Source organism: Aromatoleum sp., assembly GCF_036675785.1.
GTDB lineage: Bacteria > Pseudomonadota > Gammaproteobacteria > Burkholderiales > Rhodocyclaceae > Aromatoleum.
In genome coordinates, this window is record NZ_JAKFEF010000077.1 from 1 (window position 1) to 26,642 (window position 26,642).

General features: G+C 68.8%; 20 protein-coding genes. 14 read left to right on the plus strand and 6 right to left on the minus strand.

The genetic code is table 11. The annotated features are described in order from the left end of the window. Window positions 1–111: 111 nt before the first annotated feature. Window positions 112–1,242: a glycosyltransferase family 9 protein gene (locus tag V6M37_RS16360; RefSeq protein WP_332675101.1), complete on the plus strand. Its 1,131-nt coding sequence runs from the start codon at window positions 112–114 to the stop codon at window positions 1,240–1,242. Here the strand turns inward: V6M37_RS16360 and V6M37_RS16365 are convergent. Beyond that, window positions 1,148–2,197, minus strand: coding sequence for a glycosyltransferase family 9 protein (locus V6M37_RS16365; RefSeq protein ID WP_332675103.1), 1,050 nt, complete (start codon window positions 2,195–2,197; stop codon window positions 1,148–1,150). The two genes, V6M37_RS16360 and V6M37_RS16365, sit on opposite strands and share 95 nt — an antisense overlap. A gap of 246 nt (window positions 2,198–2,443) precedes the next feature. Here V6M37_RS16365 and V6M37_RS16370 point away from each other — a divergent pair, with 246 nt between their 5' ends. From V6M37_RS16370 to treS, 7 genes are all read left to right on the plus strand, one after another. Then, window positions 2,444–3,295, plus strand: a complete 852-nt coding sequence (locus V6M37_RS16370) for a PRC-barrel domain-containing protein (RefSeq protein WP_332675105.1) — start codon at window positions 2,444–2,446, stop codon at window positions 3,293–3,295. A gap of 111 nt (window positions 3,296–3,406) precedes the next feature. Beyond that, complete coding sequence (gene lon / locus V6M37_RS16375) at window positions 3,407–5,926, plus strand: endopeptidase La (protein ID WP_332675107.1); 2,520 nt, start codon at window positions 3,407–3,409, stop codon at window positions 5,924–5,926. Further along, on the plus strand, window positions 5,923–6,906 hold the full coding sequence (gene egtD, locus V6M37_RS16380; RefSeq protein ID WP_332675108.1) for an L-histidine N(alpha)-methyltransferase: 984 nt from the start codon (window positions 5,923–5,925) through the stop codon (window positions 6,904–6,906). The genes lon and egtD overlap by 4 nt, the downstream gene beginning before the upstream one ends. 192 nt (window positions 6,907–7,098) lie before the next feature. Then, a complete protein-coding gene (locus V6M37_RS16385; protein WP_332675110.1) occupies window positions 7,099–7,227 on the plus strand; it encodes a hypothetical protein in 129 nt (42 codons plus the stop codon). A gap of 21 nt (window positions 7,228–7,248) precedes the next feature. Continuing rightward, complete coding sequence (gene glgB, locus V6M37_RS16390; protein ID WP_332675111.1) at window positions 7,249–9,156, plus strand: 1,4-alpha-glucan branching protein GlgB; 1,908 nt, start codon at window positions 7,249–7,251, stop codon at window positions 9,154–9,156. After that, entirely contained in the window at window positions 9,143–11,155 is a 2,013-nt protein-coding gene (locus tag V6M37_RS16395; protein WP_332675113.1) for an alpha-1,4-glucan--maltose-1-phosphate maltosyltransferase, read from the plus strand. Before glgB ends, V6M37_RS16395 begins: the two co-directional genes overlap by 14 nt. Before the next feature lie 11 nt (window positions 11,156–11,166). After that, complete coding sequence (gene treS / locus V6M37_RS16400; protein ID WP_332675115.1) at window positions 11,167–14,580, plus strand: maltose alpha-D-glucosyltransferase; 3,414 nt, start codon at window positions 11,167–11,169, stop codon at window positions 14,578–14,580. Between the two features lie 42 nt (window positions 14,581–14,622). Here the strand turns inward: treS and V6M37_RS16405 are convergent, their stop codons facing one another. After that, a complete protein-coding gene (locus tag V6M37_RS16405; RefSeq protein ID WP_332675116.1) occupies window positions 14,623–15,138 on the minus strand; it encodes an acyloxyacyl hydrolase in 516 nt (171 codons plus the stop codon). 538 nt (window positions 15,139–15,676) lie between these two features. Here V6M37_RS16405 and V6M37_RS16410 point away from each other — a divergent pair. From V6M37_RS16410 to V6M37_RS16435, 6 genes are all read left to right on the plus strand, one after another. Then, the gene (locus V6M37_RS16410; protein ID WP_332675393.1) at window positions 15,677–16,840 is read left to right on the plus strand and encodes a hypothetical protein; all 1,164 of its coding nucleotides are present in this window, start codon (window positions 15,677–15,679) and stop codon (window positions 16,838–16,840) included. A 40-nt stretch (window positions 16,841–16,880) separates the two neighbouring features. Beyond that, complete coding sequence (locus V6M37_RS16415) at window positions 16,881–17,627, plus strand: ferritin-like domain-containing protein (RefSeq protein ID WP_332675118.1); 747 nt, start codon at window positions 16,881–16,883, stop codon at window positions 17,625–17,627. Between the two features lie 75 nt (window positions 17,628–17,702). Then, window positions 17,703–18,569 carry an SDR family oxidoreductase gene (locus tag V6M37_RS16420; protein ID WP_332675120.1) on the plus strand — a complete coding sequence of 289 codons (867 nt, stop codon included), beginning with the start codon at window positions 17,703–17,705 and terminating at the stop codon, window positions 18,567–18,569. Window positions 18,570–18,630: 61 nt separating this feature from the next. Continuing rightward, window positions 18,631–20,904, plus strand: coding sequence for a DUF3141 domain-containing protein (locus V6M37_RS16425; RefSeq protein ID WP_332675122.1), 2,274 nt, complete (start codon window positions 18,631–18,633; stop codon window positions 20,902–20,904). 75 nt (window positions 20,905–20,979) lie between these two features. Beyond that, window positions 20,980–21,321 (plus strand): four-helix bundle copper-binding protein, encoded by a 342-nt coding sequence (locus V6M37_RS16430; RefSeq protein WP_332675124.1) that lies wholly within the window; start codon window positions 20,980–20,982, stop codon window positions 21,319–21,321. Between the two features lie 304 nt (window positions 21,322–21,625). Continuing rightward, the gene (locus V6M37_RS16435) at window positions 21,626–22,447 is read left to right on the plus strand and encodes a hypothetical protein (protein ID WP_332675126.1); all 822 of its coding nucleotides are present in this window, start codon (window positions 21,626–21,628) and stop codon (window positions 22,445–22,447) included. On the opposite strand, the gene V6M37_RS16440 is transcribed toward V6M37_RS16435, so the two are convergent. From V6M37_RS16440 to V6M37_RS16455, 4 genes are read right to left on the minus strand one after another with little or no spacing between them, the layout of a single operon-like run. Beyond that, window positions 22,426–23,235 carry an N-formylglutamate amidohydrolase gene (locus V6M37_RS16440; RefSeq protein WP_332675127.1) on the minus strand — a complete coding sequence of 270 codons (810 nt, stop codon included), beginning with the start codon at window positions 23,233–23,235 and terminating at the stop codon, window positions 22,426–22,428. The genes V6M37_RS16435 and V6M37_RS16440 overlap by 22 nt on opposite strands. Then, window positions 23,196–24,443, minus strand: a complete 1,248-nt coding sequence (locus V6M37_RS16445) for a carboxylate-amine ligase (RefSeq protein WP_332675129.1) — start codon at window positions 24,441–24,443, stop codon at window positions 23,196–23,198. Before V6M37_RS16445 ends, V6M37_RS16440 begins: the two co-directional genes overlap by 40 nt. After that, a complete protein-coding gene (locus tag V6M37_RS16450; RefSeq protein ID WP_332675131.1) occupies window positions 24,440–25,906 on the minus strand; it encodes a RimK family protein in 1,467 nt (488 codons plus the stop codon). The genes V6M37_RS16445 and V6M37_RS16450 overlap by 4 nt, the downstream gene beginning before the upstream one ends. After that, complete coding sequence (locus V6M37_RS16455; protein WP_332675133.1) at window positions 25,903–26,637, minus strand: hypothetical protein; 735 nt, start codon at window positions 26,635–26,637, stop codon at window positions 25,903–25,905. Before V6M37_RS16455 ends, V6M37_RS16450 begins: the two co-directional genes overlap by 4 nt. Window positions 26,638–26,642: the final 5 nt, after the last annotated feature.

A 26,642-nucleotide genomic window follows, 5' to 3' on the forward strand; every position in this document is an offset into this window, starting at 1 on the left:
CGGCGGCTGTGGCGTGATCCCGTCGGGCGCGTACCACCAGGAGCTGTCGACGACGATCCCGCACCGCGACGTCGACGCGCCGTTCGCGCTGCTGCGCGGAGGTGCGGCGACGTGACCGGGCGTACCGGCAGCGGCGTGCGCGAACCGGTTTCGGACGTCGCATCGATCGCGGTGCTGCGACCGAACCAGATCGGGGATTTCGTGTTCGCGCTGCCGGCGCTCGCGGCGCTGCGCGAAACCTATCCGGCCACGCGCATCGTCTATCTCGGGCGCGCGTGGCACAAGGCGTTTCTCGACCGGCGCACCCCGCTCGTCGACGAGGTCGTCGTGCTGCCGCCGGTGCCAGGCGTCGGCGCGCCTCCCGACATCGCCGTCGACGACGAGCTGATCGAGGCCGCGTGTGCGGCGCTGCGTGAGCGCCGGTTCGATATCGCGTGCCAATTCTACGGCGGCGGACGCCACTCGAATCCCTTCATCCGCCGGATCGGCGCGCGGATGACGGTCGGCGTGCGCTCGGCCGACGCCGAACCGCTCGACCGCTGGCTCCCTTACGTGCCGTGGCACAACGAGCGACTGCGCCTGCTCGAAGCGGTCGGCCTGATCGGCGCGCGCACTGCCGACCTGCAGCCGCTGCTCCCGGTTCTGCCGCGCGACCGCGACGAACTCGCCGCGAAGCTACGGCTGCCGGGCGACCGGCCGATCGTCGTGCTGAGCCCGGGCGCGAGCGACCCGCGCCGGCGCTGGCCGGTCGAGAAGTTCGCCGCCGTCGCCGACGTGTTCGCCCGTAAGGGGGCCCGCGTCGTCGTGCAGGGCGGCGGTCCGGACGAACTCGAACTCACCGCGGCGATCGTCGCCGCAATGCGCGAACCGGCGATCGACTCGGGCGGGTTGCTGTCGCTCGACGGCCTCGCGGCGCTGCTTCAGCGCGCACGCCTCGTCATCGCGAGCGACAGCGGCCCGCTGCAACTTGCGCAGGCGCTCGGCACGCCGGCCGTCGGCATCTTCTGGTTCGTCAACCTGCTGATCTCCGGCCCGCTGACGTCGCATCGCAACCGCTGCGCCGCGTCGCTGATGCGCGCGTGCCCGGTGTGCGGGCGCGACAACCTGCGGTCGCGCTGCGAGCACGACCCGTCCTTCGTCGAGGACGTCAGCACGGAAGAGGTGACCGAACTCGCGCTCGATCTGTGGAACCAGGAGGAGAGCGCTTCAGCAGCGTCCGAGCTTCCCGCAATACTTCGCTGAGCCCGCGGTCCCCGGGCGCCCACACGGGCCGGTGCAGAGTGCGGTCGAGCGGGGCCCAGCGCGAGATGTCGGATGCGCGGAAAACGATCACCGACGGCAGATGCAGTGCGGCCGCGATGTGCGCGACGCCGGTGTCGTTGCAGACGAGGAGCCGCGCACCGCGCAGCAGCGCGGCGAGCGCGCCGGCCGAAATCGGCGCCGCCGCGTCGACCGCGGGGGCGCGCATCGCCTTCCTCACCGCCGCGGTCAGCCCGGTTTCGAACTGCGACCCGGTGAGCACCAGCGGCAGCCCGTGCGCTTCGTACAGCCGGTCGCCGACCGCGGCGAAGTGCTCCGGCGGCCAGCGCCGGGCTTCGGAGCGGGCGCCGGCGTGCAGGCAGATGTATCGCCCGGGGGCGAGCCCCGTGGCGACGCCGCTGTCGAGCAGTTCGGCTTCGTCGGACGGGTTCAGCGGAAATTCGAGGTGATCGCCCTGTGCCGGTGCGCCGAGGAAGTCCGTCAGCGCGAGCAGGCGACGGATTTCGGCGCCGTGCTCCGGATAGGGCAGGAAGCCGGGCAGGCCGCTGACCGGCGCGATCCCGAACCCGGCCGTGCAGCGGACGCCGAACTCCCGCACGAGGCCGTTCGTGATGCGCCCGTCGCCGTGCATCTGGATCGCGAGATCGAAGCTGCGCGCGCGGACGTCCGCGAGGAATGCGGGAAACGCCGCCGTGTCCGCGGCCTGTTCCGGCATCCCCGGAAAGCCCGGGAAGGCGATGAAGTCGTCGAGATAGCGCGGATACCGCGCGACAAGAACTTTCGCCCAGGGCAGGCCGATCAGCGTGATCCGGGCGTGGGGACAGGCGGCGCGCAACGCGCGCAGGGCGGGGGTCGCGCACAGCATGTCGCCCAGTTGCAGCGCGCGGAAAATCGCGATGCTTTTGGACTGCAGGGTCGGGAGCAAGGGTTTTTCCATCGGCGTCACCGGCAAGGGGTACGGCCCGGATCGCAGCAAACGCGGGACCGGGAACGCCGCCATCGCGGGGCGGGGCAGCAAGGCGGCAATGACGGTCGTATGCGCGTTTCTTACAACGCTCTTGTATCCGTTTCATCCCCGCGCAGCCGCGGCGGATGCGTCGGAGCACCGGGGGCGGGTCTTTCATTTGCTGACAGCGGGGCAAGGGGGACGAATCCGTCGTACCCGCAGCAACAGGAGATCGCCATGAATATCAAGACCAAACGCAAACTGCTTGCCGCGATCGCGGTGTCCGTCGTCGGCTTGCCGGGCTTTGTCGCGCACGCCGCGAGCACCCCGACCGGCGAATCGGGCAAGGCCCCGGCCGCGACGTCCGGCAAAACGGCTGCCGCGCAAGCGCGTTACTTCGCGCGCGCGAGCAAGCTGATCGGCACCGAAGTCCACAACCCGCAAAAGGAGAAGCTCGGCAAGATCGAAGACCTGATCGTCGATACGAAGAGCCAGACGGCGCACTACGCGATCCTTTCGTTCGGCGGCATCGCGGGCATCGGCGACAAGCTGTTTGCCTATCCGGTCGAGATGTTGCGACGTGCCGCCGACAAGGACGAGCTGGTGCTCGACGTCGACCGGGCGCGGCTCGAGAAGGCGCCCGGTTTCGAAGGGAACAACTGGCCCGACTGGGGCACCGACTCGTACCGCCGGGGCGTCGACAAGTATTTCGGTGTCGATCGCGGGGCAAAGGCCGGGACGCAGCCGAGCCTGATACGCGCGTCGAAGCTGATCGGCATGGACGTCGAGGACAACGAAAAACGCAACGTCGGCGAGATCGAGGACGTCATCGTCAGCCTCGGCGACGGACGCGTGCCGTTCATCGTGATCGACTTCGACAAGGCGTGGAGTCCGGACGACAAGCTGCTGCCGGTGTCCCCGTCCTCGCTGACCTTCTCGGCCGAGGGCAAGGACAAGGCGCTGCTCGCCGTGTCGCGCGAGAAGCTCGAGATGAAGTACGGCTTCGACGACAACAAATGGCCGGACTTCAACGACTCCGCCTATCAGCGGGACCACGAGTCGCTGTATCGCGGCAGCGGTCGCATGTGAGGGGCGGATTGACCTTCCGACGCCGGCCGGGAGCGAAGGCGGGTCCCTCGCTCCCGGCCGGACAAGGCTTAGTCGCCCGTTTATCGATAGCTGGATTGCCGGTGCGAGGATATGGCTTCCGAACGGGCGGTTGAGAAGCATTTCGGCATCATCTCGGCGCGGAGCGTCGTCCGGATCGCTGCGCCGCGGCGTTCCGGAGGCGAGGCGCCGAAGCGGGCGGAAACCGGTAACGGGCCCGCCGAGCAGCAGGATCTGAAGGCGCATTTCGACGCGCTCTCCCTTGAAACGGACCTTCCCGAAGACGCGCTCATCCTCCTGCCCGTCCGGGACCTCGTGCTCTTTCCGGGGCTCGTCACGCCGATCGTCGTGCGGCGTCATTTCTCCGTGCTCGGCGCACAGGTTGCCGTCCGCTCCGAGCGCCTCGTCGGCGTGCTGCTGCAACGCGACGAGAAGTGCGAGGTCCCGTCGCTGTCCGACCTCGAACCGGTCGGCACCGTGGCTGCCGTCGTGCGCTACTTGACCACGCCCGACGGCGCGCACCACGTCGTCTGCGAGGGCCGGCAGCGCTTCCGGCTGCTCGAATTGCTCGACGGCTACCCGTTCTACGCGGCGCGGGTCGAGTGGCTCGTCGAGCCGGACGTCACCTCGCCGGCGATCGACGCGCGGGTCGCACGGCTGAAGGCGCTAGCCGGCGAGATCCTCGAACTGCTTCCGCAAACGCCCGCCGAGATCGCGTCCGTCGTCGAGACGATGGCGTCGCCGTCCTTGCTCGCGGACTTCGTCGCGGCGCTGATGGATCTGGATCTGCGGGAAAAACAGGACATCCTCGCGACGATCGAGCTCGAGCCGCGGCTCGACAAGGTCGTCGACGCTTTGGCGCGACGCGTCGAGGTGGTGCGGCTGTCGGAGGACCTGAACCGCCAGACCCGCGACCGCATCGACGACCAGCAGCGCGAGCTGCTGCTGCGCGAGCAGCTGAAGACGATCCGGAACGAACTCGGCGAGGCGGACGATGACGATGGCCTCACGGCGCTTGAAACCGCGATCACGCAAGCGCGGATGTCCGAGGATGTCGAGCGTCACGCGCGCAAGGAGCTGCGCCGGCTCGCGCGGATGAGCGAAGCGGCGGCGGACTATTCGATGCTGCGCACTTACGTCGAATGGCTCACCGAGCTGCCGTGGTCGGTCCGGACCCAGGACCGGATCGACATCGCCGAGGCGAGGCGGATTCTCGACGAGGACCACTGCGGCCTCGACAAGGTGAAGCGGCGCATCCTCGAATATCTCGCGGTACGCAAGCTCAAGCCTTCCGGCAAGAGCCCGATCCTGTGTTTCGCCGGCCCGCCGGGCGTCGGCAAGACGTCGCTGGGGCAGAGCATTGCGCGCGCGACCGGGCGCAAGTTCGCGCGCGTCAGCCTGGGCGGTGTGCACGGCGAGGCGGAGATCCGCGGCCACCGCAGGACCTACGTCGGGGCGCTGCCGGGGAACATCATCCGGGCGATTCACAAGGCCGGCGCGCGCAACTGCGTGCTGATGCTCGACGAGCTCGACAAGCTCGGCAGCGGCATCCAGGGCGATCCGGCCGCGGCGCTGCTCGAAGTGCTCGACCCCGAGCAGAACGCGAATTTCACCGACAACTATCTCGGCGTGCCGTTCGACCTGTCCGAAGTGATGTTTCTCGCGACCGTGAACCTCATCGACAGCGTGCCGGCGGCGCTGCGTGATCGGGTGGAGGTCATCCAGTTGCCCGGCTACACTGAGGACGAAAAGGACCGGATCGCCAGTCGTTTCCTCGTGCCGCGCGAACTCGCTGCGAACGGGTTGTCCGAGGCGCAATGCGCGCTTCGCGAGGGGACCGTGAAGGCGCTGATCCACGGCTATACGCGCGAAGCCGGCGTGCGCAACCTCGAGCGCGAGATCGGGCGGGTCTTCCGTCACGCGGCAATGCAGGTCGCCGAAGGCAGCGCGACGCGCGTCGAGATCGGCGCGGGCGACCTCGAGGCGATCCTCGGGCCGATCGCGTACGAGAGCGACATCGCGATGCGCAACGACCTGCCCGGGGTCGCGACCGGCCTCGCGTGGACGCCGACCGGCGGCGACATCCTGTTCATCGAAGCGAGCATGACAGCGGGGAGCGGCAAGCTGATCCTCACCGGGCAGCTCGGCGACGTGATGAAGGAAAGCGCGCAGGCGGCGCTGACGCTGGTGAAGGCCGAGGCCGCGAAGGTTCCGGCGCGGTGCGAGAACTTCGACAGGAGCGACGTCCATGTCCACGTCCCGGCCGGTTCGATCCCGAAGGATGGTCCGAGCGCCGGCGTCGCGATGTTCGTCGCGCTCGTGTCGCTCGTGCGGGACACACCGGTGCGGGCGGATCGCGCGATGACCGGCGAAATCAGCCTGCGCGGGCTGGTGCTGCCGGTCGGAGGGATTCGCGAGAAAGTGCTCGCGGCGCTGCAGGCGGGAATCACGACGGTGATGCTGCCCGCGCGCAACCGGCGGGCGCTGGAGGAAATTCCGGAGGACGCCAAGCGAAAGCTGCGCTTCGTGTGGCTCGACACCGTCGAAGACGCCCTCAGCGAGGCACTCGCCCCGCTGGTCGAAGAACCCCGCCTGGAGGAGGACGCCCCTTGAATCTCGATCCCGAAAGCATCCTGTCGGTCGCGTCGAGCGAGCCGCCCTTCGAGCCCGGGGTTGCGGAGTTCGCGCGCGCCGTCGTCGACGGCCTGCGGACCGTGCCGAAGCGCGTGCCGTGCAAGTTCCTGTACGACGCCGAAGGGTCCGCGCTGTTCGAGCGCATCTGCGACCTGCCGGAGTACTACCCGACGCGCACCGAACTCGGCCTGCTCGAACGTCATGCCGACGAGATCGCACGCCACATTGGCGACGACGCTGAATTGGTGGAGTTCGGCGCGGGCTCGGGCGTCAAGGTCCGGCTGCTGCTCGACGCGCTGGCCCGGCCGCGCGTCTACGTGCCGATCGACATCTCGGGGCCGCACGTCCGTGCCGCCGCCGGCCGGCTCGCCTCGGATTACCTGGGCCTCGCGGTCCGACCGGTCGTCGCGGACTACACGCGTCCGTTCCGGCTGCCGGCGATGGGGGCCGGCGCGCGCCGGCGCGTGGGTTTCTTTCCGGGGTCGACGATCGGCAATTTCGCGCCCGACGAAGCGGTCCGCTTTCTGGTGATGGCGATGCGCCTGTTGAAGGGCGGCGGGCTGCTCGTCGGCGTCGATCTCGTCAAGGACCCGGCCGTGCTGCATGCGGCCTACAACGACAGCGCGGGCGTCACCGCGGCGTTCAACCGCAACCTGCTCGGCCGTGCGAACCGCGAGCTCGACGCGGATTTCGACCTCGACCGCTTCGCGCATTACGCGTTCTATCACCCGCTCGCGCAGCGCATCGAAATGCATCTCGTGAGCCTCGAGCACCAGCATGTCCGCGCGGCGGGCGAGAAATTCGTTTTCGCCGCAGGCGAAGCGCTGCACACCGAAGATTCGTACAAGTACACCGTCGACGGCTTTCGCGCGCTCGCGATGCGCGCCGGCTTCGTGCCGGCCGCGGTGTGGAGCGATCCGCAGGGGCTCTTCAGCCTGCACTGGCTCGAATCGCTGTAACGCCGCGCGGCGGCGGGCGGGTGGCGTCCTCATTGCCCGCGTCACCGTCGTCGGCACGCGCATGTCCGCTTTTCGGGAGGTATGCCGATTGCTGGGCGCAGACCTGCGGCGGACGACCGCGACGGAAACCGGATGGAGGGCCAGTCATGTTGTCATCGACGGTGCACCGCGTGCCGCAGCACGCCGCGGCGCATGTCAATCGGCGCACCCAGCGCGGTGGAGATCGAGGAAGAGCGCCGCGCGTTGAAGGCGATGCAGGCGCAGCTCGCGACCTTTCACATCCGGCCTGCCGACCGCGGCGCGGCGGTCCGTCCGAGTTGAGCCGGCGAGGTGTGCGGGACGATGCCTAACACCAAGATCGGGACGCGCAGTCCGCTGACCGAACACGACATCTACTTGTTCCGCGAAGGTTCGCACGGGCGGCTGTACGACAAGCTCGGCTGCCGGCTCGACGCCGACGGCGCGCATTTTGCCGTGTGGGCGCCGAACGCGCGGGCCGTGGCGGTGATCGGCGAGTTCAATTCATGGCGCGGCGATGCCAACGCGCTGCAGCCGCGCGACGACCACTCCGGCATCTGGGAAGGCGACGTCGAAGGCGCCGCGCACGGCGACATCTACAAATACCGCGTCGTGCGCAACGACGGCTCGGTGATCGACAAGGCCGACCCGTTCGCGTATTTCGCCGAGCTGCCGCCGTCGACCGGATCGCGCGCATGGCGGATGGAATATCGCTGGAACGATGGCGAGTGGATGGAGCGGCGCGCGCGGGCGAACGCGCTCGACGCGCCGACGAGCATCTACGAAGTGCATCTCGGGTCGTGGCGCCGGCCGGACGGCAGGCTGCCCGGTTACCGCGAGATCGCGCCGCTGCTCGCGCAGTACGTCGCCGAGTGCGGCTTCACGCACGTCGAATTCATGCCGGTGACGGAGCACCCGTTCTACGGCTCGTGGGGTTACCAGACGACCGGCTACTTCGCGCCGACGTCGCGCTACGGCACGCCCGAGGACTTCATGTTCCTCGTCGACACGCTCCACCTAGCCGGCATCGGCGTGATCCTCGACTGGGTGCCGTCGCATTTTCCGAGCGACGCGCACGGCCTCGCCGAGTTCGACGGCACCTATCTCTACGAGCACGCCGACCCGCGCCAGGGTTACCACCCGGAATGGCACTCGTGCATCTTCAATTACGGCCGGCACGAGGTGTGCGCGTTCCTGCTGTCGTCGGCGCTGTTCTGGCTCGACCGCTACCACGTCGACGGCCTGCGTGTCGATGCGGTCGCGTCGATGCTGTACCTCGACTACGGCCGCAAGCACGGCGAATGGATCCCGAACCCGCACGGCGGTCGCGAGAACCTCGAAGCGGTCGCGTTCCTGCGCCGGTTGAACGAGGCGGTGTACCGCGACCATCCCGACGTGCAGACGATCGCCGAGGAGTCGACGGCGTGGCCGATGGTGTCGCGCCCGACCTGGCTCGGCGGGCTCGGCTTCGGCATGAAGTGGAACATGGGCTGGATGCACGACACGCTCGACTACCTGCGCCACGATCCGCTGTACCGCAGGCACCACCACGGACGCATCACGTTCTCGCTGGTCTACGCGTTCCACGAGAACTTCGTGCTGCCGCTGTCGCACGACGAAGTGGTGTACGGCAAGGGCTCGCTGATCGGCAAGATGCCGGGCGACAGCTGGGTGCAGTTCGCCGGTATGCGCAGCCTGTTCGGCTACATGTGGGCGCATCCGGGCAAAAAGCTGCTGTTCATGGGCGGGGAGTTCGGCCAGCGGCGCGAATGGACGCACGAAGGTGAGCTCGAATGGTGGGTGACGATGCAGCCGGAACATGACGGGCTGCGGCGCTGGGTTGCCGACCTGAACCGCTTCTACCGCAACGAGCCGGCGCTGCACGAACTCGACTTCGAGGGCGGCGGCTTCCAGTGGGTCGACGCCGACGACAGCGACGACAGCGTGCTGTCCTTCCTGCGCAAGTCGCGTGACGGCCGGACGTTGCTCGTCGTCTGCAATTTCACGCCGGTGCTGCGCGCGAACTACATCCTCGGCGTGCCGCGGCCCGGTGCGTGGCACGAAGTGCTCAACAGCGACGCGACGGTCTACGGCGGCAGCGGCGCCGGCAACCTCGGCGTCGTCGAGGCGACGCCGGTGTCGGCGCACGGCCATTTCCATTCGCTGACGCTGACGTTGCCGCCGCTCGGCGTGCTGTTCCTGGTTCCGGAAGACGGCGATGCAGGCCTCTGAGCGGCCCGCCGAAGGACGCGTGCGCGCGGTCATCGAATCGGTGATGCCGCAGGTCGACGGCGGCCGGTTCGCCGCCAAGCGCGTGATCGGCGACGAGGTCGTCGTCGAAGCGGATTGCTTTGCCGACGGCCATGACGCGGTCGTCGCGGTGGTCTGCTGGCGGCGCGACGGCGTGGAGAGCTGGCACGCGGCGGCGATGGTGCCGCTCGGCAACGACCGCTGGCGGGGCCAGTTCAAAGTCGGCGAAATCGGCCGCTGGTGGTACACGGTCAGCGCGTGGGTCGACAACTTCCAGTCGTGGCGGCGCGATCTCGCGCGGCGCGTCGACCCCGAGGACATCCGCATCGCCGCGCTCGTCGGCGCGACGCTGATCGACGAAGCCGCCGCGCGCACCGACGGCGGCGACCGCGAGGCGCTCGTCGCGTGGGCGCAGCGTCTGCGCGCCGACGCGGCGCAAGCCGACGCGGACCCCGAGACGCTGAAGGCCCACGGGCTCGACGCCGAACTGGGCGAGATCGCGGCGCGCCGCCCCGATCGCCGCTTCGCGACGAGCCACGCCGCGCTGCCGCTTGACGTCGACCGGCCGCTCGCGCGCTTCGGCGCATGGTACGAGCTGTTCCCGCGTTCGGTCGGACCGGTGCAGGGCGCGCACGGCACGTTCCGCAACGTCATCGACCGCCTGCCCGAAATCGCCGCGATGGGTTTCGACGTGCTGTACCTGCCGCCGATCCACCCGGTCGGGCGCGAGCGCCGCAAGGGGCCGAACAACGCGCTCGTCGCCGGGCCCGATGACGTCGGCAGCCCATGGGCGATCGGGGCGGCCGAGGGCGGCCATCTGGCGATCCATCCGCTGCTCGGCGACGCCGACGACCTGCGCGAACTGATCGCGCGCGCGAAGGACGCCCACCTCGAGATCGCGCTCGACATCGCGCTGCAGTGCGCGCCGGACCATCCGTGGGTCGAGGAGCACCCCGAGTGGTTCCGGCGGCGGCCCGACGGCACCGTGCAGTACGCCGAGAACCCGCCGAAGAAGTATCAGGACATCTACCCGTTCGACTTCGAGACCAGCGACTGGCAGGGGATGTGGGCGGCGCTCGCCGGCATCTTCCGCCACTGGATCGGCGAGGGCGTGCGCGTGTTCCGCGTCGATAACCCGCACACGAAGGCGTTTCCGTTCTGGGAATGGGTGATCGCCGACATCCGCCGCGACCACCCCGACGTGATCTTCCTCGCCGAAGCCTTCACGCGGCCGCGCGTGATGCACCGGCTCGCGAAGCTCGGCTACACGCAGTCCTACACCTACTTCACGTGGCGCAACACGCGCCACGAGCTGACCGAGTATTTCATGGAGCTCGCGCACGGCCCCGGCGCGGACTATTTCCGCCCAAACGTCTGGCCGAACACCCCCGACATCCTGCCGGAATACCTGCAGGTCGGCGGCCGGCCGGCGTTCGTCGCGCGGCTCGTGCTCGCGGCGACGCTCGCGGCGACCTACGGCATCTATGGGCCGGCGTTCGAGCTCATGGAATACGTGCCGCGCGAGCCCGGCAGCGAGGAATACCTCGACTCCGAGAAGTACCAGCTGCGCCACTGGGACCACGGCCGCGCCGACAGCCTCGCGCGGCTGATCGGGCGCGTGAACCGCCTGCGCCGCGACAACCCCGCGCTGCACGACAACGTTTCGCTGCGCTTCCTGCCGATCGACAACGACAACCTGATCGCCTACACGAAGACGACGCCGTCGCTCGACAACCAGATCGTCGTCGTCGTGAACCTCGACCCGCACAACCCGCATTCGGGGTGGCTCGAACTCGACCTCGACGCGCTCGGCGTCGAGCCCGGCACGAGCTTCCAGATGCACGACCTGCTGTCGGATGCGCGCTACCTGTGGAGCGCACCGCGCAACTACGTGATGCTCGACCCGCAGCGCATGCCGGCGCACATCTTTCGCGTGCGCCGCCGGGTGCGCTCCGAGCGCGATTTCGACTACTTCCTCTGAGGCTGCCGACCATGGACCTCCTTCCCGCTTCCGCCGCGCCGGACAAGGAGACCGACGACGGGCTCTGGTACAAGGACGCAGTGGTCTACGAGCTCCACGTCAAGGCGTTCTTCGACGGCAACGACGACGGTATCGGCGATTTCAACGGGCTGACGCGCAAGCTCGACTACATCCGCGACCTCGGCGTCAACACGATCTGGCTCTTGCCGTTCTACCCGTCGCCGCTGAAGGACGACGGCTACGACGTCGCCGACTACCACGGTGTGTTGCCGGCTTACGGCACGCGCGCCGACTTCCGGCATTTCGTCCGCGAGGCGCACCGGCGCGGCTTGCGGGTGATCACCGAGCTCGTCGTGAACCACACGTCGGACCAGCACGCGTGGTTCCAGGCCGCGCGGCGCGCGCCGCCCGGTTCCGTCAAGCGCGACTACTACGTCTGGAGCGACGACCCCACGCGCTACAGCGGCACGCGCATCATCTTCACCGACACCGAGACGTCGAACTGGACGTGGGACCCGGTCGCGGGCGCGTATTTCTGGCACCGCTTCTTCAGTCACCAGCCGGACCTGAACTTCGAGAACCCGCGCGTGCTGCGCGCGGTGCTGCGCACGATGCGCTTCTGGCTCGACATGGGCGTCGACGGCTTCCGGCTCGACGCGATCCCCTACCTGCGCGAGCGCGAAGGCACGAACAACGAGAACCTACCCGAGACGCACGAGGTGATCCGCGAGATCCGCAAGGTGATCGACCAGCATTACCGCGGGCGCGTGCTGCTCGCCGAAGCGAACCAGTGGCCCGAGGACGTGCGCGAGTACTTCGGCGACGGCGACGAATGCCACATGTGCTACCACTTCCCGCTGATGCCGCGGCTCTTCATGGCGGTCGCGCAGGAAGACCGCTTCCCGGTCGTCGACATCATGCGGCAGACGCCGGACATCCCCGAGAACAGCCAATGGGCGATCTTCCTGCGCAACCACGACGAGCTGACGCTCGAGATGGTCACCGACCGCGAGCGCGACTACATGTGGCAGTTCTTCGCAAGGGACCCGCGGATGCGGATCAACGTCGGCATCCGCCGGCGGCTCGCGCCCTTACTCGAAAACAGCCGCGACCGCATCGAGCTGATGAGCTTCCTGCTCCTGACGATGCCCGGCTCGCCGATCGTCTATTACGGCGACGAGCTCGGCATGGGCGACAACGTGTTTCTCGGCGACCGCGACGGCGTGCGCACGCCGATGCAATGGAGCTGGGACCGCAATGCCGGCTTTTCGCGCGCCGACCCGCAGCAGCTCTACCTGCCGCTGATCATGGACCCGGTCTACGGCTTCCAGGCGATCAACGTCGAGTCGCAGGCGCGCAACCCTCATTCGCTGCTGAACTTCACGCGGCGGCTGATCACGATGCGAAACGGCTCGAAGGCGTTCGGCCGTGGCACGCTACGATTCCTCGAACCGGGCAACCGCAAAGTGCTCGCTTATCTGCGCGAGTATCGCGACCAGAGCGTGCTGTGCGTCGCTAACCTCGCGCGCTCGCCGCAGGCAGTCGAGCTCGATCTGTCGCGTTTCGAAGGCCGCGTGCCGGTCGAGATGGTCGGCCAAGTGTCGTTTCCGCCGGTCGGCAAGCTGCCCTACCTGCTGACGCTCGCCGGGCACGGCTTCTTCGGGTTCGAACTGTCGACGACGGCGCCCCCGCCGAACTGGCACGAGGAACGGCTGCCGCAGTCGGAACTGCCGATCCTCGTGCTGACCGAGGGCTGGCGCACGTTCTTCCGCGGCCATCAGGACGGCAGCGCGGTACGCCGCGCGATCGCAACCCGCAGCCGCGACCAGTTGCAGAACGAGGTGCTGCTGCCTTACCTGCAGGGCCGACGGTGGTTCGCCGCGAAGGGCGAGACGATCACCCGTGTCGAGGTCGTCGACGAGCAGGAATGGGCGGCCGGCGGCGGCACGTGGCTGCTCGCGCTGCTCGAAGTCGGCCTTGCGCGCGGCGCCCCGCATCAGCCGTTGACCGATGTCACGAGCGCGGCGCCGCCGGCGTCGCAGACCTATTTCCTGCCGCTCGCAATCGCGTGGGAAGGGCCGGGCGACGATCCGGCCGTCCGCTTCGGCGCCGCCGCGCTCGCGCGCGTGCGCGAGAAGGCGCGGATGGGCATCCTCTACGACGCGTTCATCGACCCCGCGTTCTGCCGCGCGCTGGGCCGCGCGATGCGCGAGAACCGCACGTATCCGCTCGGCAGCGGAAGCCTGCGCTTCTCGTCGGCGCCCGGCTACGAGCGGCTCGCCGACGCGCTCGACGAGGACGTGCGCCAGCCGTCGCTGGAACAGACGAACACCGGCGTGTTCTTCGGCTCGCGGCTCTACCTCAAGGGCTATCGCCGCCTGCAGTACGGCATCAACCCGGAACTCGAGATCGGCTATTTCTTCGCCGCGCGCGGGCAGTCGTCGCACGTCGCGGCGATGGTCGGCGCGATCGAGTACGTCGCGTCCGATGGCACGCCGGCGGCGCTGGCGCTGCTGCAGGAGTACGTCGACAACCAGGGCAACGGCTGGGAATACACGCTCGACCACCTCAACCGCCTGTTCCCGCAGGACATCGAGCCCACGGTCGCCGACGACGCCGATGCCGAAAACATGGATCGCGTCTATCTGACGCAGATGGAGACGCTCGGCCGGCGCGTCGGCGAGATGCACGCGGCCTTTGCCGACGGCGGCGACAACCCGGCGTTCAAGCCGGAGCCGCTGGGGCCACATGAGGTCGCGGGGTGGCGCGCGCGCGTCATCGCCGACATCGACACGACGTTCAGCAGGCTCGACGCCGCGGCGGCACGGTCCGACGAGCCGCGCCTCGACGCGCACTTCCGCGAAGAGGCGGGGCTGGCGCTCGCCGGGCGCGACGCGATCGTCGGCGCGATCGAGGCGCTGAACCTCGACCCGCGCGGCGTCGTGAAGACGCGCCTGCACGGGGACCTGCACCTCGGGCAGGTGCTGATCGTGCCGAACGACGTCGTGATCGTCGATTTCGAAGGCGAGCCGGCGCGTCCGATCGACGAACGCCGGGCCAAGCACTCGCCGCTGCGCGACGTCGCCGGGATGCTGCGTTCCTTCGACTACGCCGCCCGCATGGTCGCGAACCGCCACGGGCTCGCGCACCCGGAGCACGCGGCCGCGGCGGCCGCGGCGCTCGCCGAATGGAAGGAGCGTGTCGTCGGCGCGTTCATGAACGCGTACGGCGCGGCCGCCGCGGGGCTGCGGTCGGTGCCCGCCGATGGCGCGGTCGCGGGCGACTTCCTGACGCTCTTCGTGCTCGAAAAACTGCTCTACGAACTGCGCTACGAGCTCGACAACCGTCCGGACTGGGCTCGCGTGCCGCTCGCGGCACTGCTCGAGTTCGCGCAACCGGCGCTGCCCGTCGCGATGCCCGAGTAAGCGCGAGCCGTGCGCCCGAAGGGGGCGTGACGGGTGATCCGGTCAGAAGCGGTGTCCTATCACCAACTGCAGCGCTTCGAGACCCGGGTTCGGTTTCTTGATGCCGGCGTTCGAGTAATGGGTGAAGCGCACGCCGATCCAGGTTTCGTTCGCGCCGCCGGTGTTGCCGCCCCACGCGATGCCGATGCCGATGAGCTCGCCGAACTGGAAGCGCGTGCCGAAGTCCTTCGAGCCGATGTTGCCGCGCGAGAACACGTTTGCGCCGAGGCCCGCTTCGAGGTAGGGCCGCATCCGCGCGTGCGCCGGGTCGACGCGGAAGGTCGCGAACACGCCGCCCTGCACGAGCTCGTCGCCGCTTTGTTCATGCCGGTTCACCTGCAGTTCGGGATAGCCGACGACGCGCCAGCCGCTGCGTTCGGCGCGAAACCAGTCGTCGAGGGTGACTTGCAGGCCGATCGTTTCGATACTTTCGTATCTGCCGCCCTGGATCGCGACGCCGGGCTCGGCGGCGCAGCTCGACGCGGCGCCGGCGATGAACACGCCGGCGAGGGCGCGCATGCCGGACAGCGTCCGGGCGTGACGACGTCTGACGCCACTCGGGTCGGCGCCGGGGCTCGAACCCCCGCCGGCGGGGACAGGACGGTGCGGTGCAACCGCGAGAGGACGGCCGATCAGGCAGGCGGAGGTTCGAGGAGCTTTCATGGCAGGGTCTCCGGTTCGGGACTGTTTTTTTTCGGTGCTGCTGCGAAAGCAATGACGAAGTTTCACTCTAGCAACCGGATTGCCGCGACGCATCCCGCGGCGCCGCAGGTTCCCGAATGCGACGACCCGTCGGCCGAAGTATTTCTTACGACTTGCTGTAATTCCTACCGTCGTTTCGGGACGCAGCCGGCGTCGCGCGCGGGCTGCTCGCGCCCCACCGCGTTTCGTCGCGTGGCGATTTTTCCCACAACCACTCGCGTTGTGGCGCAGCAGTCGATGTTGCAGTGCGACGAACCTCCCCTGGGCACGCGAGTTGCCTTGCCAAGGGGGGGAGGGTCGCGTGACGTGGTCTTGCGAGTCCTCGACGCGAATTTTTCCTCCGGGGACAGCAGTGATGGACCTATTCGGCAACAGGGGCGTGCCGCTCCAAAAGCAGTTGTTCACGTGGAAGGACCTCGTCGGCAAGCCGATCAGCAAGCTCGACGACGAAGCCTTCACGCGGGTGCGCGTCATCCTCATGAACAGCCTGGAACTCGACGCGCTGCGGCTGTCCCACCTCGCCGCCCGAATGAACGGCGAGTTGCGGCGCCCGCTGGCCGAGATCCGGCGTGCCGAGCAGCACCAGGCGACGACCGTGAACTGGCTCCTGTCGGCCGACCATTCGCCGCTCGAAACGACGATCGCTTACGAGCAGGTGGCCGTCGAGGTGACCGCCGAAGTCGCGCAGCGCGAGCCGGACGCCTATCTCGCGCAGGTGTACCGTTTCGGGCTGCTGGAGGACGTCGACCATCTCTACCGTTACTCCGCGCTGCTCGACCGGCTCGAAGGCAAGGATTCGAACAACATCCTGCAGGGACACACCGACATCGTGCCCGGCCGCCCGACGGCCGACGGGCACCGCGCGCCGATCGACGACGTGCGCCGGCCGTGTGACGCCAACGCTCCGCTCGCGTCGAAGCTTTTCGCGACGCTGATCACCGCGGCCGAGTACCAGACCCATGACTACTACATGACGATCGGGCCGACCTTCGCCGATCCGATCGCGCGCCAGTTGTACGCCGAGATCGCGTCGATCGAGGAGCAGCACGTCACCCAATACGCATCGCTGCTGAATCCGCGCCTGAGCTTCCTCGAACTGATGCTGCTGCACGAGGCGACCGAGGTTTACGGCTATTACAGCTGCGCGCAGTCGGAGAGCAACCCGCGGCTGCGGGCGCTGTGGGAGCAGTTCTGCGACTACGAGCTCGGGCATCTGCACGTCGTCGGCGACCTCATTCGCAAGTACGAGCGGCGCGATCCGGCCGAAGTCCTCGACGGCGCGCTGCCGGCGCCGCTCGAATTCAAGAGCCAGCGCGACTTCGTCCGCGACGTCTTCGAGGCCGAAGTGAATCTGCGCGCAAACGGTTACGACTTCGTGCCGCGCGAACGCGAAAGCGACGCGACGCTCGCGTACCGCTACCACGTCAACGCCGATGGCTCGCCGTCGACGCAGGTCGCGGCCGCGTACCACTGGACTTCCGGGACCGAACTCAACCGCTCGATCCGCCGCGCGGCGTGAGCCGCAACCCGACCGACCCGAACCGAACAGGGCTCCGTCCATGGAAAACACGACCGAACTCGGCTTCAACCGCACCGGCGCGCAGTCGTCCCCGCTGTCGGTGCACAGCATGCAGATCTATGCTGACGAGCAGTCGCCGCACGCCGCGCCGACGCCCGATGGGATGCCCGACGGCAAGGCGATCGCGTCGGTGCGCTCGCTGTACGTCGCCGAGGCCGACCGGGTCGGCTCCGTGCCGATGCCCGGGACCGTCACCGGCGCGTTCAACACCGTGCTGTCCCACCTGCGCGGCCGCAACCCTGAAGTCCTCGTCGACAAGCTCGGCGAGCGGCTCGCATTCGAGCGCACCGGCGTGCGCCTCTACCAGGCCCTGATCGACAAGGCGAACGCGCTCGGCGGCCTCGAGACGCTGCCGTTCACGATCGCCGACCTGCAGCGCATTCGCGACGAGGAACACGAGCACATGCACATCGTCGCGTCGGCGCTCGATTCGCTCGGCGCCGACCCGACCGCGCAGACGCCGTCGGCCGACATCTCGGCGGTCGCGTCGATGGGCGTGATGCAGGTCCTGACCGACCCGCGGACGACGATCGCGCACGGCCTCGAAGCGATCCTGATCGCGGAACTCACCGACAGCGACAGCTGGGATCTGCTCATTGCCCTGACCGAGCAGGCCGGGCAGGACTCGCTGATGCCGGACTTCCGCCGCGCGATGCGCAATGAGAACGCGCATCTCTTGAAAGTGCGCGGCTGGTTGCGCAGCGTCGTGCTCGGAGAAGGCGGGTAGGCCCGGTCGACGACCTGAGGCCGCGCCGGCGCGTGCCTCCCGGCACGACCCGGACGACTGAAAAGGAGACCGAGCATGACTGACCCGCAACACATCGAGCAGATCCCGCCGCAGCACCAGGACAGGCAGCCCGGGCGCGAAGCGCCGATGAGACCGCAGCCCGAGGACTTCATGGGCGGCTATCGCGGCACCGGCAAGCTCGACGGCGAGGTCGCGATCGTCACCGGCGGCGACAGCGGCATCGGCCGGGCGGTCGCGATCGGCTTCGCGAAGGAGGGGGCCGACGTGGTCGTCGTCTATCTTGAAGAGCACGACGACGCGCGGCGCACGGGCGAGGAGATCGGGAAGCAGGGCCGCAAGTGCCTGCTCCTCGCCGGCGACGTCGGCGACGAGAGTTTCACGAAGAGCGTCGTCGCGCGCACGCTGGAGACCTTCGGCCGGATCGACATCCTCGTGAACAACGCCGCCGAGCAGCACCCCCAGGACGATTTTTCGGCCGTCACCCGCGAGCAGCTCGAACGCACTTTCCGCACGAACCTGTTCGCGATGTTCGACCTGACGCGCCATGCGCTGCCGCACCTGAAGGAGGGCGCGCGCATCGTCAATTCCACCTCCGTCACCGCGTATCGCGGCAGCGCGCACCTGATCGACTATTCGGCGACGAAGGGCGCGATCGTCTCGTTCACCCGCTCGCTGTCGACGGCGCTCGCGCCGAAGCGGATCCGCGTCAACGCGGTCGCGCCGGGCCCGATCTGGACGCCGCTGATCCCGTCGACGTTCGACGCCGAGGAGGTCGGCAAATTCGGCGAGAAGCAGCCGCTCGGGCGCGCGGGCCAGCCGGACGAGATCGCGCCGTCCTACATCTTTCTCGCGAGCGGCGATTCGAGCTATTTCACCGGGCAGGTGCTGCACCCGAACGGCGGCGAGATCGTCAACGGCTGAAGGCGACCCGTCGTACCCGCGAGGCAGGCCCGCGGGTCCGGCCCACCAGGAGAAGTCGAGAATGTTCCTGCCCGTCCACCCGAACCTCGCGCCCGAAGTCGTGCGCCCCGACGCGATCCGCGAGCGGCTCGGCGCGCTCGGCGACAACTACCGCCGCCGCATGGAAATGCTGCACCGGCTGCAGCACCGGCGCTGGCAGGAGCGGTTCAACGCGCTGTCGCGCGCGGCGCCGAAGCGCCCGCCCCTGGTCAACGAAATTCGCGACTACCTGCGCGATTCGCTGCGGCGCTGGGTGATGACGCTCGACGTCCTGAGGCGCCGCGGCAACGAGTTCCTCGAATACGAGCGGACGGGCCAGCCGCCGCTGCTCGCATTCGACTACGAAGTGCTGATCGACGGCCGCGACTTGCCCGAGCCGGTCAATTACTGCCTCGTGCGCATCATTCCGCCGGCCGGCATCACCGTCGATCCGACGAAGCGGCCGTACCTGATCGTCGATCCGCGCGCCGGCCACGGCGCCGGCATCGGCGGTTTCAAGCAGGAATCGCAGGTCGGCGTCGCGCTGCGCGAAGGCAACCCGGTGTATTTCACGGTCTTCTATCCGAAGCCCGAGCCCGGGCAGACGCTCGCCGGGGTGACCGCGGCCGAGCTGCGCTTCGTGCGCGAAGTCGTCGGCCGGCACCCGAAGAGCCCGAAACCCGCGCTGATCGGCAACTGCCAGGGCGGCTGGGCGGTGATGGGCCTCGCCGCGATCGACCCCGAGATCACCGGGCCGCTCGTGCTCAATGGCGCGCCGCTGTCGTACTGGGCCGGCGTGCACGGCAAGAACCCGATGCGCTACCTCGGCGGACTCGCCGGCGGAAGCTGGCCGGCCTACTTCTTCAGCGACCTCGGCAACGGGCGCTTCGACGGCGCGTGGCTGGTGCGGAACTTCGAGAGCCTCAACCCGGCGAACACGTACTGGACGAAGTACTACCAGCTGTTCGCGAACATCGACACCGAGGTCGAGCGCTTCCTCGAGTTCGAAAAGTGGTGGGGCGGCTTCGTGCAGCTGACCGGCGAGGAGATGCGCGCCATCGTCGATGACCTCTTCGTCGGCAACAAGCTCGCCACCGGCGCGATTTCGCTCGATCGCGGCACGACGCTCGACCTGCGCCGGGTGCGCTCGCCGATCGTCGTGTTCTGCTCGCACGGCGACGACATCACGCCGCCGCAGCAGGCGCTGAACTGGATCGCGGACACGTATCTGTCGGCGCGGGAGATCAAGGCGTACGGGCAGACGATCGTCTACATCATCCACGCTGACGCGGGCCACCTCGGAATCTTCGTGTCGGGCGCGGTCGCGCGCCGCGAATTCTCGCAGATCGCCGGCACCCTCGCGTCGATCGAGGCGCTGCCGCCGGGGCTGTACGAGCTGTCGATCGAGGACGCGCAGGTCGACCGGCGCGGGCTGCCGCAGTACGCGGTGAGCCTGCACGAGCGCGAGATCGAGGACATCCTCGCGCACGACGACCGGCGCGAGGACGAGCGGCCGTTCCGCATCGTCGCCGGCGTGTCGGAGTTCAATGCGCGGATGTACGAGACGCTCGTGTCACCGTGGGTGCGGGCGCTCTCGAGCGACTGGTCGGCGAGCCTGATGCGCCAGTTCCACCCGCTGCGGCTGCAGCGCTACCTGTGGAGCGACCTCAATCCATTGACCTGGGCGCTGCCGGTCGTCGCGAAGCAGATCGCGGAGGTGACGCGGCCGGTCCCCGCCGACAATCCGATGCGTTGGCTGCAGGAGCTGTTCTCCGAATCCATCGAAGGACTGTTCGACAGCGCGCGCGACGTGCGGGACGCGGCGCTCGAGAACGCATTCCACTTCGTCTACGGCCTGCTCGATGCCGCCCATGTCGGCGAAAGGCTTGCGCGTCCGGTCCGGGAGGTCGCCGTGCCGGGCGAGGAGCCCGCCGCGCGCGCGCTCGCCGACATGACGGAGGGGGGCGTGCGCGAGGCCGTGATCCGCATGCTGCTGTTGCTGATGAAGGCCAGCGGATCGGTGCGGCGCGAGACACTCGATTCGGTGCGGGCGAGGCTTGCCGAGGCGGACGCGTTCGAGGACACCGACGCGCAGGCGCTGCGCGCGATCGTCGCCACGCAGAGCGTCGTCGTTGCGTATGAGCCCGAGGCCGCGCTGCAGACGCTGGAGAAGCTGCTCGCGACCTCCGAACAACGCCGTGACGCGCTGCATATCCTGCGCTCGGTGTTGCCGGAGGACGTTCTCGACCGGCCGGTCTTGCGCGCGGTGATCGCGCGGTTCGAGGAAATCCTCGCCCCGGGAGTGAAGGCCGCCTGAGACCCCGCGCGGAACGGCGCTTGCAGCGTGAGCCTGCCGCGGCCGCGTTGGCGCCGCATTCACGGAGGTTTCAGAATGACCCAGGTTGCGCTGTCGCAGGAAATGCTCGGGTGCATCGAGTTATGCCGACGCTGCCATCTCGTGTGCCTCAACATGGCGACGGGACACTGCCTCGAGAAGGGCGGGCGGCACGTCGAGCCCGAACACCTGAAGACGATGGTCGTCTGCGCCGAGATCTGCCAGACGGCGGCGAACGTGATGATCACCGGCTCCGGGCCGCACCGGCAGATGTGTGCCGTGTGCGCGGACGTCTGCGACGCCTGCATCGCAAGCTGCCGCGACCTCGACGAGATGGAGGAATGCGTGTTCGCGTGCGAGCGCTGCAAGAACAGTTGCGAAGCGATGACGGCGGTGTGACGCAGCATGCGCGCATCGACCGCCAGTCCACGCCTCGTATTTCCGAATTCTTCCTGGGTCGCTGTCCGGCGCGCATTCGACGCGCGGGCAAGGTCGCGGGCGACCGGCGACCGGCGCTGGCGGCGGATGCACCGGCTCGGCGCCCGGCAGCCGCACGTCGCCGTTTGCGGCAGGAAGTACAGCCATTCGTAACAAGTTCCGCAGCGGCCGGAAGTCCCCCGCCCGGCAGGCGCCGGTGGGACGGCCGGCGGGGCGCGGAACACAACTTGCAACGGCTCGTCACCTTTGCTGGAGGAAATGAACCATGGAAACCGTATCGGAAACCCGAGTCACGCACGCTCCCGGGATCGAAATGGAGAGCAATCCGCTGTACAGCATCCGCTGGAGCGCGATCTTCGCCGGCCTCGCCGTCGGCCTCGGCATCCACCTGCTGCTGATGCTGATCGGCGTCGCCGCGGGATTCGCGGTGTTCGGCGCCGGCGAGCGGCCCGGCGGCGGCACGCTGTCGATCGCCGCGGCGGTCTGGAACACGTTCAGCATGCTGTTGTCCGCGCTGATCGGCGGCTACGTCGCGTCGCGCGCGTCGGGGCTGCGGCGCAATTCCGACGGCATGCTGCACGGGGTCGTGTCGTGGGGCGCGACGGTGATGGCGTTCGCGTTCATCACCGGCTCGGTCACGGGAAATGCGCTCGGCAGCCTGTTCGGGTTCACGACGACCGCCGCGACGCAGGCGGCCGCGACGCCGGGCGGCCCCGAGGCGAGCATCCCCGAACTGCTGTCGAGCATTCAGCGCGGCGATCGCGCCACGACGGTGCAGATGCTGCAGGAGCGCTTCGGCATGACGGCCGAGCAGGCCAACCGCGCAGCCGACCAGGCGGCGACGATGATCGGACGCACCAGGGCGCCGGAAGGCACCGAGTCGGCGGCAGTGACCGACACCGCGCAGGCCGCGACCGCGGCAAGCGTGTGGCTCAGCGCCGCGATCCTGCTGTCGCTGCTCGCGGCGGCCGGTGGCGGGCTGATGGGCGCGCATGGTGCGCAGCGCCGCGCGACGCCTCACCTGCAGCGCCGTCACACCGGCGACACGACGCGCGTCGTGCGGCGTCAGGTTCCGACCGCGGGCTGATCGGTCCGCGCGGAGTCGTCCTCCAGCGCTCGTTTCAGCGAGGCGACGACGGCGGCGCGCAACGCGTGCCACGTCGGCCCGCCCTGCTGGACGTGGCGCTGGTTCACTTCCAGTTCGAGCCCGATGTAGTCGTCCGTACGCAGGCGCCGGCGCAGACCGGCGCAGAAACCGTCCGACCGGCCGGTGTACGGGTAATTGCGGCGCACCGTCAGTTGCGGCGCCGCACATCGCAGCGCCGCGTACCAGCGCATCGCCAGTTCCAGTTCGCGCGGCCGGCGCGGGTCGTACAGCAGTCCGATGTCGGCGGTGCGCACTTCACCGTCCAGGACCGGCGTGAAGCTGTGGCTCGAAAGGTGGAACACCCGGCGGCCTGCCGCGAGCGAGCGCTCGACGAAGGCTTCGACAGGTTGCCGGTACGGCCGGTAGTGCCCGGCGAGGAGTTCCTCCCGGGCCTCGTGCGGCAAGTCGGCGGTGAATTCCGAAAACAGGCCGCGGTTGCCGATCGAGCGGTTGAGGTCGATCAGCAGCCGCGTCGTCGTGCTCGCGAAGAGCGGTGCGCCGACGGCGTCGGCGATTTCGCGGCCGAGTTGCAGCGCCCCCGCGTCATAGCCGCGGTGGGTCTGCAGCAGGTCTTCGCGGCCCGCGAAGCGTTCGCGGTAGCGCTCGGGGACGTCGTTGCCGCCATGTTCGCAGGTGACGACGATGTCGAGCGCGCGGCCGTCGGCGGACGGCGCGGGCGGCGGCCGGATCAGCCCGGTCCCGGAAATGCCCTGTCGTCGTGCAGGCACTGTGCGAGCTCCCGGTAGACGTCGCGCAGCCGGTGCGGGTCGGGCGTGTCCCCGACCGCGGCGGCGAGGCGACGCGCGAGCGGGCCGCGCTCGAGGATCAGGCGCAGCGGCGCCTCCCAGGTCGCGGCGAGCGCGCCGGTCGCGGCGAGCGGGTCGATGAGGTCCGTCCACACCTCGTCGGCGCGCCAGCGTCCGCCGTCAAGCCCGAGCTGCGACAGGTAGCGGTCGTCTTCGATGATCGCGCGCTCGCCGTCGCGGATGCAGTTGCGGAAGATGCGCGCGAGCGTCGCGGTGTGGTTCGTCGCGTCGACGTCCGGCTCGTCCGGCATTTCGTCGTAGAGCCGGCGCACGAGCGCGACGACCGCCGCGGCGATCGCGATGTCCGCGGTCGGGCATTCCTGCACATCGAGGATGCGGATCTCGATCGCGTTGCGTTCGAAGCGCGGGATCGCCGCGCGCACGTTCAGCCATTCGTGCTGCAGCACGCCGCCGTCGCCGTACTCGGCGATCTCGCGGTACATCGGCGCGAGGATCTGCGCGCGGTATTCGGCGGGAGACGCGCTCGGCCGCGGAATGCACTCGCCGACCGACGACGGCAGCAGGTTCTGGTGCTCGCGATAGGCCTCGAGCCGGTAGTCCATGAAGCCGGTCGCGCGACCTTCGGCGAACGGGGAACTCGCCGCGAGCGCCGGCAGCAGCGGCAGCACGAGCCGGATCGCCGCGTGCAGGCGCGCGAACTCGGCGTCGTCGCCGAACGGCAGGTTCAGGTGGATGCTTTGCAGGTTGCCCCAGCCATGGCGACGGCAGTCGAAGATGCGGTCGTAGGCGCGGTAGATCGAGCTGTTTTCATGCGTCCACAGCCGCGTCTCCGTCGTCGGGTCCATCCACGGGTGCATCCCGCCGGGCATCAGCCGGGCGCCCATCGGTTCGAGCAGCGCGTCGATCGCCGCGACCTCTTCGCGGAATGCGTGCGGCAGGCCGTCGAGCGACGGGTCCGGCATCCGGTTCTTGATCTCCAGCAGATGCAGCGCGAGCTCGTTCGACCAGCCCATCCGCCCGCGCTCGACGTCGTTCGCCGGGTGGCCCGCGGCCTGGCACAGCACCTGGTCGGCGAGCGGGCGCACGTCGAGCGTTTTGCGGTCGACGATCATGTATTCGATTTCCAACCCGTAGCCTGCGAACGCCGGCAGGACGACTGTATCGGTCATGCGGGATTGCCTCCTGCGCGGCGCCGTTCGAGTCGGCGATGGAACACGCCCATGACTTCGCGGTACAGCGCGTCCTTCAGCACGCCGTCCTCGTTGCCGGCATCGACGTTGGGGTTGTCGTTGATCTCGATGATGCAGTAGCGGTTGCCGGTCTGCTTGATGTCGACGCCGTAGAAGCCGTCGCCAATCAGCTTGGCCGCTTCGAGCGCGACGGCGACGACTTCCTCCGGCGCTTCGCCGACCGCGAGCGCCTCGGTCGGCCCTTCGCAGCGGCCGTGCTCGCTATGGTGGTCGATGACCTGCCAGTGGCCGGTCGCCATGTAGTACTTGCAGACGAAGATCACGCGGCCGTCGAGGATGCCGACGCGCCAGTCGAACTCGGTCGGCAGCCATTCCTGCGCGATGATCAGGTCGGATTTCTGCAGCAGCTCGGCGACTTTCGCGCGCAGCTCCCGCTCGTCCTCGACCTTGTCGACACCGATCGAGAACGAGCTGTCGGGCTGCTTGAGCACGCACGGCAGCGCGAGCAGCGGGACGATCTGGTCGATGTTGTCGCGGTGGATCAGCAGCGTCCGCGGCGCGGGCAGATTGTGGTGCGCGAGGAGTTCGGCGAGATAGACCTTGTTGTTGCACTTCAGGATCGAATCGGGGTCGTCGATGACGACGAGGCCTTCGGCTTTCGCGCGCCGCGCGAAGCGGTAGGTGTAGTGGTGCACGAAGGTCGTGTCGCGGATGAACAGTGCATCGAATTCGGGCAGCCGCTCGTAGTCGGACGGCCGGATGAAATGCGGCCGCATCCCGAGCGCGCTCGCCGCGGCAGCGAACTTCTCGAGCGCGCCGGCGTTCGACGGCTGATCCTCGTCATCGGGGTTGTGCAGGATCGCGATGTCGTAGTGCTGGTCGCCACTTTTCGGCCGGGCACGGCCGGCGAGGTAGCTGTTCGCGGCGTCGAACGCGAAGCTGCGGTGCTCTTCGGGGACTTCGCGCAGGCCGATCAGGTCGATTGCGCGCATCTGCCACTGGCCCTGCTCGCGCTCGAACTGCACGCGCAGGAGCGGCGCTTCGAGCAGCTTGAAAAGCTGTCCGGCGAGCACGTTGTAGCGCTGCGCGACGTTGAGGCCGAAATACACCGAGAGCTCGAAGTGCTTCGACTTCAGCGGTGCGAGCGTCTGCTCGACGAGCTGCGACAGTTCGCTCGTGAGCACCTGCACCAGCGTGCGCGACTGCAGGTCCTCGATCGTGCCGGCGCGCGGGCGCGGCGAGTGGCCGCGCGCCTCGGCGAGCAGCGAGACGTAGTAGCCGAGACTCTGGTATTCGAACGACCGGCACAGGTTAAGGACGCGCGCGGCGCGGTCCTCGCCGTAAGTCGAATCGGTCAGATAGCTGCGGGCGGGCACGACGGGAAGGCCGAGCCCGCCCAACGGCCAGTCCCCCGGGTCTTCGACGACGATCATCGTGTTCATGGCGGATCGGCCACCCGGGGTCCCTTGCGGGGCGAAATGACCAGCAGGTTCGCGTCGTGCGTGACGATGCCGAGCAGGATCGCGTTGACGACGCGGTCCATGCGGATCCAGTACTCGCGCGTGCCGCCGTACGGGTGCGGGCTGTATGGGTCGGCGACGAGGAGCTGGCGCGCCTTGCGGTCGTAGCCGGAGATGATCACGAAATGCCCCGACGGCGTGCCGCGCACGTCGTCCGGGATGTCCGACGGGCCGTGTTCGCGCGCCGCACGGTACAGGAAGGTCGAGCTGAGGCCGGTGAGGATCGGGTAGCGTCGGCGCAGCAACCCGCGCACGAGCGGCGGCGACAGGTCGCTGAAGCGCAGGCGCCCGCCGAGGCGCAGGAAGTCGAGGTAGCCCTCGGTCGCGTGATGCAGTCGCGGGTCGTCCTTGACTTCTCGTTGCGCGTGCAGCCGCTCGGCGATGTCCATCCGGCGCCGGAACCACGTCGGGTCGAACATCGTGAGGTTGTACGTATAGATCGTCGCCTCGTATCCGTGCGCGAGCGCGTCGCATGCGAGGAACACCGCGATCGTGCCGCCGTGCGCCATCGCGCGTGTGCGGCCGATCACGCTGTCGAGCGAAAGGTCCTCCGACCAGTAGCGATAGACCGCGTGGAGGCACGTCGGCCCGCACGTCGTTTCGGTCGGCTGCGGGAGCATGTCGACGTTCAGTCGCAGCGAAGCCGGCAGCATCGATG

What these genes read in the sequence shown, in the direction of transcription:
- V6M37_RS16365 (WP_332675103.1), bottom strand. Translation starts at nt 2,197, where the DNA reads ATGGAAAAACCCTTGCTCCCGACCCTGCAGTCCAAAAGCATCGCGATT.
- V6M37_RS16370 (WP_332675105.1), top strand. Translation starts at nt 2,444, where the DNA reads ATGAATATCAAGACCAAACGCAAACTGCTTGCCGCGATCGCGGTGTCC.
- lon (WP_332675107.1), top strand. Translation starts at nt 3,407, where the DNA reads ATGGCTTCCGAACGGGCGGTTGAGAAGCATTTCGGCATCATCTCGGCG.
- V6M37_RS16385 (WP_332675110.1), top strand. Translation starts at nt 7,099, where the DNA reads ATGTCAATCGGCGCACCCAGCGCGGTGGAGATCGAGGAAGAGCGCCGC.
- glgB (WP_332675111.1), top strand. Translation starts at nt 7,249, where the DNA reads ATGCCTAACACCAAGATCGGGACGCGCAGTCCGCTGACCGAACACGAC.
- V6M37_RS16395 (WP_332675113.1), top strand. Translation starts at nt 9,143, where the DNA reads ATGCAGGCCTCTGAGCGGCCCGCCGAAGGACGCGTGCGCGCGGTCATC.
- treS (WP_332675115.1), top strand. Translation starts at nt 11,167, where the DNA reads ATGGACCTCCTTCCCGCTTCCGCCGCGCCGGACAAGGAGACCGACGAC.
- V6M37_RS16405 (WP_332675116.1), bottom strand. Translation starts at nt 15,138, where the DNA reads ATGCGCGCCCTCGCCGGCGTGTTCATCGCCGGCGCCGCGTCGAGCTGC.
- V6M37_RS16410 (WP_332675393.1), top strand. Translation starts at nt 15,677, where the DNA reads ATGGACCTATTCGGCAACAGGGGCGTGCCGCTCCAAAAGCAGTTGTTC.
- V6M37_RS16415 (WP_332675118.1), top strand. Translation starts at nt 16,881, where the DNA reads ATGGAAAACACGACCGAACTCGGCTTCAACCGCACCGGCGCGCAGTCG.
- V6M37_RS16420 (WP_332675120.1), top strand. Translation starts at nt 17,703, where the DNA reads ATGACTGACCCGCAACACATCGAGCAGATCCCGCCGCAGCACCAGGAC.
- V6M37_RS16425 (WP_332675122.1), top strand. Translation starts at nt 18,631, where the DNA reads ATGTTCCTGCCCGTCCACCCGAACCTCGCGCCCGAAGTCGTGCGCCCC.
- V6M37_RS16430 (WP_332675124.1), top strand. Translation starts at nt 20,980, where the DNA reads ATGACCCAGGTTGCGCTGTCGCAGGAAATGCTCGGGTGCATCGAGTTA.
- V6M37_RS16435 (WP_332675126.1), top strand. Translation starts at nt 21,626, where the DNA reads ATGGAAACCGTATCGGAAACCCGAGTCACGCACGCTCCCGGGATCGAA.
- V6M37_RS16445 (WP_332675129.1), bottom strand. Translation starts at nt 24,443, where the DNA reads ATGACCGATACAGTCGTCCTGCCGGCGTTCGCAGGCTACGGGTTGGAA.
- V6M37_RS16450 (WP_332675131.1), bottom strand. Translation starts at nt 25,906, where the DNA reads ATGAACACGATGATCGTCGTCGAAGACCCGGGGGACTGGCCGTTGGGC.
- V6M37_RS16455 (WP_332675133.1), bottom strand. Translation starts at nt 26,637, where the DNA reads ATGCTGCCGGCTTCGCTGCGACTGAACGTCGACATGCTCCCGCAGCCG.